General features: G+C 55.4%; 10 protein-coding genes. 8 read left to right on the plus strand and 2 right to left on the minus strand.

All coding sequences use genetic code 11. The annotated features are described in order from the left end of the window. Positions 1-100 precede the first annotated feature (100 nt). The 5 genes from V2I08_RS19700 to V2I08_RS19720 all read left to right on the plus strand — a co-directional run bounded on the left by V2I08_RS19700 (position 101) and on the right by V2I08_RS19720 (position 3,543). The gene (locus V2I08_RS19700; RefSeq protein WP_349636465.1) at positions 101-1,579 is read left to right on the plus strand and encodes a site-specific integrase; all 1,479 of its coding nucleotides are present in this window, start codon (positions 101-103) and stop codon (positions 1,577-1,579) included. 246 nt (positions 1,580-1,825) lie between these two features. Then, positions 1,826-2,161 carry a hypothetical protein gene (locus V2I08_RS19705; RefSeq protein ID WP_349636466.1) on the plus strand — a complete coding sequence of 112 codons (336 nt, stop codon included), beginning with the start codon at positions 1,826-1,828 and terminating at the stop codon, positions 2,159-2,161. Then, positions 2,158-2,511, plus strand: coding sequence for a hypothetical protein (locus V2I08_RS19710; protein ID WP_349636467.1), 354 nt, complete (start codon positions 2,158-2,160; stop codon positions 2,509-2,511). Before V2I08_RS19705 ends, V2I08_RS19710 begins: the two co-directional genes overlap by 4 nt. Before the next feature lies 1 nt (position 2,512). Further along, positions 2,513-2,722: a hypothetical protein gene (locus V2I08_RS19715; protein WP_349636468.1), complete on the plus strand. Its 210-nt coding sequence runs from the start codon at positions 2,513-2,515 to the stop codon at positions 2,720-2,722. 617 nt (positions 2,723-3,339) lie between these two features. Beyond that, complete coding sequence (locus tag V2I08_RS19720; RefSeq protein WP_349636469.1) at positions 3,340-3,543, plus strand: hypothetical protein; 204 nt, start codon at positions 3,340-3,342, stop codon at positions 3,541-3,543. A gap of 38 nt (positions 3,544-3,581) precedes the next feature. On the opposite strand, the gene V2I08_RS19725 is transcribed toward V2I08_RS19720, so the two are convergent. Continuing rightward, positions 3,582-4,394, minus strand: a complete 813-nt coding sequence (locus V2I08_RS19725) for an NYN domain-containing protein (protein ID WP_349636470.1) — start codon at positions 4,392-4,394, stop codon at positions 3,582-3,584. Between the two features lie 165 nt (positions 4,395-4,559). Here V2I08_RS19725 and V2I08_RS19730 point away from each other — a divergent pair, with 165 nt between their 5' ends. Then, entirely contained in the window at positions 4,560-5,612 is a 1,053-nt protein-coding gene (locus V2I08_RS19730; protein WP_349636471.1) for a hypothetical protein, read from the plus strand. On the opposite strand, the gene V2I08_RS19735 is transcribed toward V2I08_RS19730, so the two are convergent. After that, positions 5,609-5,941, minus strand: a complete 333-nt coding sequence (locus V2I08_RS19735; protein WP_349636472.1) for a hypothetical protein — start codon at positions 5,939-5,941, stop codon at positions 5,609-5,611. The two genes, V2I08_RS19730 and V2I08_RS19735, sit on opposite strands and share 4 nt — an antisense overlap. 387 nt (positions 5,942-6,328) lie before the next feature. Here V2I08_RS19735 and V2I08_RS19740 point away from each other — a divergent pair, with 387 nt between their 5' ends. Both V2I08_RS19740 and V2I08_RS19745 read left to right on the plus strand, forming a co-directional pair. Continuing rightward, positions 6,329-7,810, plus strand: coding sequence for a metallophosphoesterase (locus tag V2I08_RS19740; protein ID WP_349636473.1), 1,482 nt, complete (start codon positions 6,329-6,331; stop codon positions 7,808-7,810). Beyond that, positions 7,807-10,131 (plus strand): ATP-binding protein, encoded by a 2,325-nt coding sequence (locus V2I08_RS19745; protein WP_349636474.1) that lies wholly within the window; start codon positions 7,807-7,809, stop codon positions 10,129-10,131. The genes V2I08_RS19740 and V2I08_RS19745 overlap by 4 nt, the downstream gene beginning before the upstream one ends. Positions 10,132-10,206: the final 75 nt, after the last annotated feature.

Raw genomic sequence — 10,206 nt, forward strand, 5'->3', positions numbered from 1 at the left:
CACTCCATCTCTTCGCAAAGAGGTGTGAATCACAACATGCTGGTATTGCTCAACAACTTTCGGTTCGGGCACTAAGACGTTCTCCTTAAAGACGGAGGACGTGACCGCCGCCCGTAACAAGGCGTGGCGGCACGATGCCAATGTCGAATATGCCCTTGAACGCGATGTTCCCCTGTTCAACCGCTCATTTGCGAAGGTGGCACAGGAGTTTCTGACCGAGCAGGAGAAGCGGGCCGAGCATGGCGAGGTCAGCGCCCAGCGCCCCAAGAAGCTGCGCGCGGTGATCGAAGGCCCGCTGAACGATTATATGGGTTCGACGCAGGTGCACTTGATCGGCGACGAAACATGGAAGGGCTACACCGCGTGGCGGCGCACCAACGGCGAAGGCCGCGCAGCGCGCAACGGGGTGCGTCCCGTGTCGGAAGCACTGGCGACCAAGCTGGCCGATCAGGAACTGGCGATGCGTGAGAAGGGCCGTGCCGCACGCGGCTTGCGCGCCCGCCCCCTTCCAGGCGCGACAAACCGGCGCGGTGTGACGGCCAGCAAGGAAGCGATCGAGGCGCGCGAAGCTGCCATTGCCGAACGCATGAAAGGCACCCGCCAAATCAGCGACAGCACTATCCGCTTTGAATTGTCGGTGTTTGCCTCGGTGATGGGCTTCGCCATGAAGAAGCGTTATGCGCCGGTCAGCCAGCGCTACGAGAACCGCCCCAAACTCAAGGTCATGCGGCGCGATGAGTTTACGCACGAGGAATATACCCAACTCTACAGCTATTCCCGTAACTATTGGGTCAAGGGCAAGGAGAAGCCCAAGTCCGAAGATCAGGGAAAAGAGGACAAGCCCACCCGCAAGCTGTCGCCCGTCAGCCATTGGTATCGCACGGTCACGCATAATTTCGTGCTAGTGATGTGCAACACCGGGATGCGGCCGGGCGAGGCGAAGAACCTGCGCTGGAAGGATGTTTCAGCTGCCAAGGACCGCGACGGCAATGAGATCGTCGTGCTGGCCGTTCAGGGCAAGGGCAAGTCGCGCAAATTGGTGGCAGTGCCTAGCGTAGGCAAATATCTCGACCGCATTCGCGCCTGCGCCCGCGAAGCCGCCCGCAAACGGGCGGAGGCCGAAGGCAAGAAGAACGTCCCCGACCATGCCATCGAACCACGGCCCGACGATCCGGTGTTCACCACTATCGACGGGACGCCCGCGTCCTCACTCTACAAGCACCTGATTGACGACCTGCTGACCAAAGCAGAGTTGCGCGACGGGCCGGGCGGCACGGTGCGCTCCACCTACAGCTTCCGCCATACCTATGCGACTATGCGCTTGAGCGAAGGCGTGGATGTTTATCTTCTCGCCGAGCAGATGGGCACGTCCGTCAAGATGATCGAGGATCATTATGGCCATGTGAACAGCATCCGCCATGCCGACCGCCTGCTGCAAGGCGCGGGTGGATGGACATCCGGCAAGCCGGATGATGTTGAACTGGAAACGAAAGCCAAAGCCACCAAGGCTGCCGCCACGCGCGATAAGGTGAAGCGGCCCGCTACGCCCCAACGGGGTCGCCGTCCTCGCGTAGGTTAGCTATGCTAACCCGATCCCGCGTCCGGCTCGGACTTCCCGGCGGGATCAAAAGCCATTGCCTGACGCGCCGCTGGCGCTCCCCGGTCAGGCAACGGCCAAGCAGGCATCGGAATCAGGCGCGCCCGGCCCGTAGCGCCCCTATGCCTGCGCTCTTGCGTTGCTGTCAAAATATCGGTTCTGACTCTTCATCTGCGGCCAATGTACTTTCTTTGTTCCGCATGTTATGGAGAGCATCGGAGGCTGCCAATGAAATCCTACCCCATCTACATGGCACGGCGTAGCTATCGCGGGTCTGACCCCAAAAAGCGCGGGAAAATTAATGAGTTCAACCGCGTTGCTGGACGGGTTGAAGACTATCTCAACGCCGATCTTGCACAGAAGGCTGATCACACGATCAATACCTACCTCAGCTATTCCATTGCCCACAATGTCGGCGAGGATTCGGCTTTGGTGCATGAAATCGTGTTCGCGACGGATTGCGGATCGAACGGCATTACCATCGTCAAAGGCGATTTTGACAAGGCCATGCAGCGGATGTCGTCGCCGCCGGAAAAAGCTATAGACGGTGAGGCGACGGCATGAGCAAGGGCAAGCCCTTTTTGGGCGAGACGCATGACCGCGCCAAAGCCTTTCCTGGTATCATTGCGTTGGAATTGACCGTCACCCAAGATCGTTGGGAACATTACACCACCAAAGATTGGCAGCGGAAAAGTCACTACACGCTAGATAATATCCAGCCATTTCACCGCTGCGCCAACCCGCGCTGCCAGCAAGGTGGCCTCAACCTTCAGCATGTGGTTCTTTACCAGTCGAACGGCGAACATACGATGTATTGCAATGGGCATGAAGGCACGCCCGCTGGCCGCCGCAAGGGCGACCCATGCGATAATAGCTTTGTCGTCACACTGAACAAAACGGAAACGGGTAAGTAGGATGGCGCGCGCGAAACGGCAGTTGATCGGCAAATGGAACAATGACGATGGCGACACCGTGTGGGTCTATAAGGCGGGACGCAGCTTTTGGATCAGCTATGGCGACGGAGATCATCTGTGCCATCCCAGCATCCGCAACGTGAGCGACACGAAGCGGGAAGCGTTAATCGTCTTTAACATCAACGCCCCCAATTTTGTGAGCATCGGTTAGCATTACCGTAGCCGAAGCTACGGCCATCGCCGTAATGCGACGATCAATTGCGCTACCGCCGCCATCAGTTGGGCGATGCTGTTGATGGTAAGCAGGATGATGGTTGTCGTCATGGGTTTCTCCCCGATTTTGCCCCGCGCGGGATTGCGCGTGGACGGGGGCTGAACCGCCGACCGGACCAGCGCCACGGACACAGGCCGCCAGCCGCGCCAGCGGGCCGCTGCTGCAAGACGCAGGATGAAGCAAGGAGCCTTTTCCGGGGTGCGCGGTCGGCAATACCGCCCGCATCCCACGCCTTTCCCGAAGGGCCAACGCGGGTAGGCAACCATGACGATCCTGCCGAGCCTCCATTGAACCACGTCACGTCATGCGGATTGGCGGAGGCGGCAGCAGGCCACGCGCCCCATGGCCGTACCACCAACCTATCGGAGGGCTTCTTGTGGAGGAGCGATGCAGCAGTCCCGCCGCCGGTCAAGGCACTCCCTTCCGCGCTGCGCTTGTGCAGGTTCACCCCTGTCGGGCGCTGGCGCGACCTTGACCGGACGGCTCGATGGCCTGCCGCGAACGGCTCCCACGAAGCCACCGGATAGGCCGGGGGCACAACCAAGGAGCCAACCGTGACCAACCAATCCACCACCCCCGCCAAACCGACCCACCGTCTTTTCCTCGTCACCGGCAAAGGCAAGAGTGCCAACTGGACGCCCATCGGGGCCGCGTGGCCCAACCGTGACGGTGAGGGTTTTTCGCTCCAGTACGACGCGCTACCGCTCACGGGCCGCATCATCATGCGCGCGATCACCGAGCGCACTAGCGCCGAATAGCGACCACATCGGCCCAAGGCCTCCGCCTTGGGCCGATCTTAGCTGAAAAAATCTTTTGGTAGTTCGATACCCCAAATATCTTCCGCCGCCTTCACGAGGATATTTCGATCCTTGTCCTGGGCGTGGTGAGACGTGGCCGACGCCTTCGGATCAAAATGTTCAATGAGGTATCCGCGTTGATTCTCCGACAGGAGATAAACACGACCGTCGATGACGGTATCGGCGAGGTCCGTCTTGTCTAATCGTGGCCTGATGTCGGCATTGAAAGCTGGTAGAAGGGGCACACCGGGAGCGCGTCGCAATCCGCCACCAAGCGTTTGCAGGTTCAGCGGGCGAACGCTATCCGCTGCGCCCATCAGGTCAGCAGGCGCTTGCGCCGGGTGCCACAATGTTGTGAACATTCCTTCACGATTCAGCGCTTCAAGAAGTGGTTGGAAGTCGCTATCTCCGGTAAGTAATGTGCAGTTGTCCATGTTGCGGCGAAACGTATGCATCAGCATGTCCACGGCGATCATCACATCGACCTTTTTCTGAGCCGCTTTCTTTCCGCGAAGATCGCCAAGTTGGACATGGCATCCATCAAGCAACCGTAGTTTTCCAACTTCAGCCATGCGCTGGTCGATTCGTTGGTTATAGGCCGTATGGTCCTCGCCGTTCTCCTTTGCAGGCACAGCATCATAGAAGAACACTTTGGATGCGGTAGACCGAAAGAAGCTGTGATCGCAAACCAGCGCTAACGGGTCATTGAAATAGCGCAGTGACAAGCGTTTCAGACATTCTCGAAAGCAGCCCATATCCACGAACAGATAGGATATTTCGCGGAATGAGGCTCCACCTCCGTACATCGGCATATTATGATCCCAAGCAACTACTACGGCGCACCGGCCAATAGCACGGATACATGCGCCCTAGCATCTTGGCTCGCCGATTAGGAATATATTAACCAATTTTTAGCGGTTTGCGGGGTATGATGGGGAAGTTTCACGCACGCGCAGAGGCGAACTATAATCGGTGATATGACAGTTTCAGGGCCGGGCCATCCGGCTTCGGATGACCCGCTCGCTAGCGAGCGCCTTGCCATGGTCGGCCAGTTGGTGGTCGCGCAATTCGATCTGGAAACGGCCATTGCCGCGTTGAGGCGCAGCGGGGGCGATGCCGTCACTGCGCAAACCCAGCTCCAAAACATTACCCAACTGCGCCAGCAGATCGGCACCGTCAGCCCGACCGCGCTTGCTGCCCTTCGCAGTGAGATTGTCGCCGCCGTCGCGCAAAGCCAGAATGCCGTGCAGGACGCACTCACCGCCGCCAGTGGTGCGGGCGCAGCCGAAGGCGCGACACTGGCCAACCTCGCCAGCCGGGCGCAATCGCAGGCGACCGCCTTCATGCGCGACCTGCGCCAGTATGACGGCTCGCTGCAATTCGAGAACGACGCCGAGCGCGATGCCTACCGCCAGCGCGAGGAAGATCGCCGCAAACAGCATGACGCCGGAATCGCCGAGGGCGGGCCAGAAGGCGCGCTCAAAGCCAGCGGCGCGGCTTATGGGCAAGCTGTGGACCTGGCCGTGCATGGCGGCAGCGCCGATCCCGCGCTGTTGCGCCGCGTGGACGAACTCGCCGCCAGCACCGCCGCTCTGCGCGCCGGGATGATCCGTGACGGCAAGGACGTATCGAAATTCGATGAGAATATGGGCAACGATCTTCGCGCCATCATGCGCTCCAAGGGCAAATCAGACGCCGAGATCGACGCGCTGCTGGCCGCGCATCCCGACAACCCCATGGATGCCATGAAAGCCTTTGTGCAGCAGGATCATGCGTCCTTCACGGGCAGGGAATTGGATTCCATAAAGGCGAAGGTGGAACGAGGCATTGATACCGCAACGGCATCTACGGAACATGTTGTCGAGAGCCGGTTACCATCGCCTGCAAACTTGACTGCGATGGCCGATGTCGTCGCGAAACTACGCGCTTCTGGCGTCACGGATGCGGCCAAGGTAGCCGACGCCGCTCCCGCCCATGGGGTGACATTGCAAAACGTATCCGCCCCTGTCCCTGGAGTAGCGCACCCCTAATCTATGGGGATCAGTTCTCCCCTAGCCGCACGGGCACCTAACATATGCCCAGCCGCCCCGCATAAATCCTTGTCGGCTTCTTTCTGATCCAGGCACCGGTCGGCGATCGGCAGCAATGTCATCATGGCAGGCGCATCGGCTGGCAACGCCTCGCGCTTTATGTAGCCGGTGACAAATCCGGCATCGAACGCGATGGCAGGCGTTGCCTTCCCATCCCGCAATGCCACATGGCGCAGCGTGCCATCGCGTCCAGCGCGGGTCAGTACCGTCACACACCATTGACCTGCGGAAAGCGCGTCCCACCCCACCGATTTAATCCGCGCGCGCATAGCGGGCGCTTGGCCGGTCGCACAGGCCATTCGCCGCTGGGCGACTTCACCACGCGAAAGATCACGAAGCAAAATATCCCTGTCGATTTCCAGCTTGCGGGGGGTTGCGGGAGCAGTCCCGCCTAAGCCCAGAAAAGCGATGCCAACGACCCCGACCAAAACGCGCATAATCCGACCCTCCACAGGCTCGGATTTTGCCGGGTTGCAACATTATGGGCAATTTTGTTGCATCAAAAATCGTTTATATTCGGTAACTTATTTGATAGCGCGAAGCAATTCGGAAGGACGGAATGTGCCTGCATAGGCAGGTAGCGGCGCGCTGTAAAATCCAGCAACCTATGTCAATTCGCTAGCGCAAGCTCACGCGCTGTGACAGTTTCCGGGACGATGCTTTACATTCTCCATATTTCCGATCTGCACCGTTCCTCAGCGGAGCCATTCAACAACGATGCCGTACTTGCTGCGTTGTTGAGTGATTCAACGCGATATCGGCTGGAGACGCCGCCCATCCCGAGAATAGATGCGATCATTGTTAGCGGAGACATAATTCAGGGTCTCCCTATTCGGGATGGTGCTGAAGATGCAAGCTTATGGAAAAGCGAACTATCGGAGCAATATGATGTTGCCTATGATTTCTTGTGCAAGTTAACTGATCGATATCTCGGCGGTGATCGATCAAAAATCGTAATTGTTCCCGGAAATCATGACATCTGCTGGAATACCGCCTTTCGATCTATGGCACCCGTTAAATCAGAAGAAGTAAAGAACGGTGTATTTAAGGTCTTATCAGAAACAGGCAGTCTATATCGATGGTCTTGGTCAGATTTAACCACATATAAAATTGTCGATCCTGTTGCCTACTCATGTCGCCTGGACAGCTATTGGACATTTGTTGAGAAGTTTTATGACGGTGTAGAATTGGTTCGGCCGATAGACCGATCTGCTGGATATAACTTATTCGAGATAGCGGATGGTAGAATTATTGTCGCTGCATTCGATTCAATAGCTGGAAATGACTGCTTCTCTTTTTCTGGCGATTTCGCGCAGGATGCTGTTGCACGTTGCGCCCTTGAGCTGCACGATCTGAACCGGGTACACGACCTCCGCATGGCGGTCTGGCATCATAGTATCGACGGGCCACCTAACCGCCAAGACTATATGGACGTTTCGCGTATTCATGAAATGATTGGTCATGGGTTCAGGGTCGGATTGCATGGCCATCAGCACCGTGCTGCTGCGGCTGCCCATTACATCCACTTGCCCGAAAGCCAAGCTATGGCGGTGATCAGCGCCGGTTCCCTGTGTGCTGGTGCCCGTGAATTACCTAGAGGAGTTGATCGGCAGTACAACGTCATTGCCCTTGGTGACGACCTTTCCTCTGCTTGTCTTACTGTGCGGCAGATGACCGAGGGAGGGCACTTCGCACGAAAGAATGACGGACGATTTGCCGCGGACGGAAGTATCGACTTAAGTTGGGAACGCCCATTGGATCATGCGGGGCGTCCCCCGGATACCGACCAGTTGCGCCTACGCCAAGCGATCGAATGCGCTGAAACGCTGTTCGCTGCGGGCGATCCAGATGGCGCGCTGAATGCTCTGAACGATGTGAAATTTTCTCCATTTACATACCAGCGATCGTTAGCACTCAAATTGGCGACTGCCTCCGACAAGCCAGAACGCATTTTGTCGATAATAGAAAGTCCTAACAATGTAGATGAATTAGTGCAGTTCGTAATGGCTTGCATCCGTACGCGCCGAATTGAACTAGCCGAGAAATCTCTATCTTTGCCACTTGCGTCAGAACTATCCAGCGCTTTACGCAATGATATTGAAAATCGTATTGAAACTTTCAGAGCGTTAAATTCATGACAGAACAACTCATCCCCTTTCAAATTGAGACGGAAAGAGTGATTAAGCTCTTAGCGACTCAGATTTATCAATCGCCGCTCGCCCTGTTGCGCGAAAATACCCAGAATGCGTTTGACGCCATCCGTTTGCGCCTCGCCAAGGGTGACCAATTTGAGCCACTAATTGAGATAAATCTTGAGCCAGAACGGATCGCGATATCGGACAACGGCATCGGCATGACCCCCGATGATCTCCGTGAACACTATTGGAAGGCTGGAAGCAGTAGCAAGAATAATGATGCTGCACGGGCTGCGGGTGTCGTCGGCACTTTTGGCATCGGGGCAATGGCTAATTTTGGTATCGCTCAAGCATTACGGATAGAGACTGAGAGTGCGGTCACTGGTGAGCGCAGCGTGAGCGCGGCGAGGTTGGAAAATCTTTCGCTAAACGCAGACTGCATATCACTCGTCACAAATGCCGGAAATGGAACGCCTGGTACGTTGGTCATTGCCGAGACAGCCGCCGATCAATCAATCAACGTCACGGAAGCTACAGCGTACATTTCTGAGTTCGTTTCGCTCGTGGACGTCTCGGTTTTGGTGAACGGAAAATTGGTTAGTCGAGCGCCGGTCGAGAATATTGTCGCGCCGGTAGCAAAATCATCCGTTATTGAAAGGCCGATAGGACCGATTGGTCCACGACTGCGTGCCCAATCAAAAACTATTGTTTCTAATAACGCTGATGTTTGGATATCTCTAAGTGATCTAAGCTGGTCTGGAACTCAGATATCTGGGAGAATTATTTTAAGGAGTGGTTCCCCTAATCTGCGGACATTCAGAAGTGGATTTGGATTAGCTACCACTTCCGTATCATCTTCATATCAGTTTGGTGGTGTAGCAGACCTGTTAATCCTAGAGCCGACCGCCGGGCGAGAGGCGATTACAACTGCGGGTATGCAAATGCTCCAAGCTATGATGGTTGAGATCGATGCCTACGTGTCGAGTATATTAGCCGAACTTCCAGAATGCGACGCTAGCACGCCCTTTATTTCCTGGGTGGCGGCCCACCGTAAATGGGCGCTGTGTGGCAAGCTCCGTATGGTCGTAACGCCTGGGGATCGAATTAGCCTGGAAACAGTGAAATCGCGTACCGTAGATCATCCTATGCTGATCTATTCTGGAACCGATCAGGGCATTCTAGCTCGCAATGCAAGTGACGAGACGCCGGTTTTGCAGTCAGCCCGCAACTCGCATCGCCGCCAATGCGAGCAGGGATATCTTGCAGCCTATTGCCGTATTGTACCAATTTCCGATAATCCATCGGTAATAAATCGGAAAAAACGGAGCGACCTATCTCTCGAAGAGAATGCCTTGGCATTCAGGCTAGAGTCCATCCTGGATGCCGATTATTTTGTAAAATCTGATTTAAATTTTGGTCAAATTTCTCATGGCCTACCGCTTATGGCAGAGAAATCCGGGGATCGAGTTATCATTACCCTCGATCCGGACGCACAAACCACCAAACTAATGTTAAATCTCTATAATATGGATTATTCTGCTTTCGGGAGCATGACGAAGGATTTTGTTAGGACAACCATATTTCAACGCATTTCGGACTTTGTTCCCAGCAGCACTCGTCAAGGAGCTGAAGCGTTTCTGCGTGCAATCAAGCGTCCTCGCGAAACATTCGAGTATGAAGAATCTGATCTCGGCAGCCTCCCCAAAATTTGGGAAGAATACGAGGAAGGACGAATTACCCTAGATCAGGCAGTGACACGATCCCGTAGCGCGGTGCGATCGAGCATCCATTATGTAGATGCAGCCACAGCAGCCAATGCTAGGGATGTAGTGCCTGATGTAATCGAAAATGAGCGGGCTCTGCAAGTCAGCGGCGTAGCTCCGGCTCCTGGTCAGGAGTTTGAACCCCTCCCACCAATTCTTCGATCTGATGTGTCAAATACGGCAAAGTTACTTACGATCGATCCATCCGAAACACCTCTTAGAGGATACCGTAATTTCATCTCTATTAGTGACCGAGTAAAAGAGGAAATGGGAGAGTTCTTTCTTCAACCTCACCGTACTTCAATAGTATGGGGTGGGCAAAAAACTCTATTTATTTTTTTACATCATTCTGGTCGATTTGGACTATATTATGACCTTCAGACCCGCGAAATGGTTGAGGCGAAGTCTGGCGGAGGGAGTTACCCAACAGCGACGATCGTTCTGAAGGATAGAATATACATTCCTGTTCCAGAAGAGATTGCCGCTAGCTTTGTGCCTGCTCCCGGCGAGCGCAAACGCTTTGAAGTCAGATCCGACATACTTCGGACTGAATCTGCTTAGTGCCCGAACCGAAAGTTGTTGAGCAATACCAGCATGTTGTGATTCACACCTCTTTGCGAAGAGATGGAGTGAATG

This window comes from Sphingobium sp. MK2, assembly GCF_040170545.1.
GTDB lineage: Bacteria > Pseudomonadota > Alphaproteobacteria > Sphingomonadales > Sphingomonadaceae > Sphingobium.

Excerpts from the sequence above, each read along its gene's own strand:
- V2I08_RS19725 (WP_349636470.1), bottom strand. The coding sequence starts at position 4,394 with ATGCCGATGTACGGAGGTGGAGCCTCATTCCGCGAAATATCCTATCTG.
- V2I08_RS19735 (WP_349636472.1), bottom strand. The coding sequence starts at position 5,941 with ATGCGCGCGCGGATTAAATCGGTGGGGTGGGACGCGCTTTCCGCAGGT.
- V2I08_RS19705 (WP_349636466.1), top strand. The coding sequence starts at position 1,826 with ATGAAATCCTACCCCATCTACATGGCACGGCGTAGCTATCGCGGGTCT.
- V2I08_RS19710 (WP_349636467.1), top strand. The coding sequence starts at position 2,158 with ATGAGCAAGGGCAAGCCCTTTTTGGGCGAGACGCATGACCGCGCCAAA.
- V2I08_RS19740 (WP_349636473.1), top strand. The coding sequence starts at position 6,329 with ATGCTTTACATTCTCCATATTTCCGATCTGCACCGTTCCTCAGCGGAG.
- V2I08_RS19745 (WP_349636474.1), top strand. The coding sequence starts at position 7,807 with ATGACAGAACAACTCATCCCCTTTCAAATTGAGACGGAAAGAGTGATT.
- V2I08_RS19715 (WP_349636468.1), top strand. The coding sequence starts at position 2,513 with ATGGCGCGCGCGAAACGGCAGTTGATCGGCAAATGGAACAATGACGAT.
- V2I08_RS19730 (WP_349636471.1), top strand. The coding sequence starts at position 4,560 with ATGACAGTTTCAGGGCCGGGCCATCCGGCTTCGGATGACCCGCTCGCT.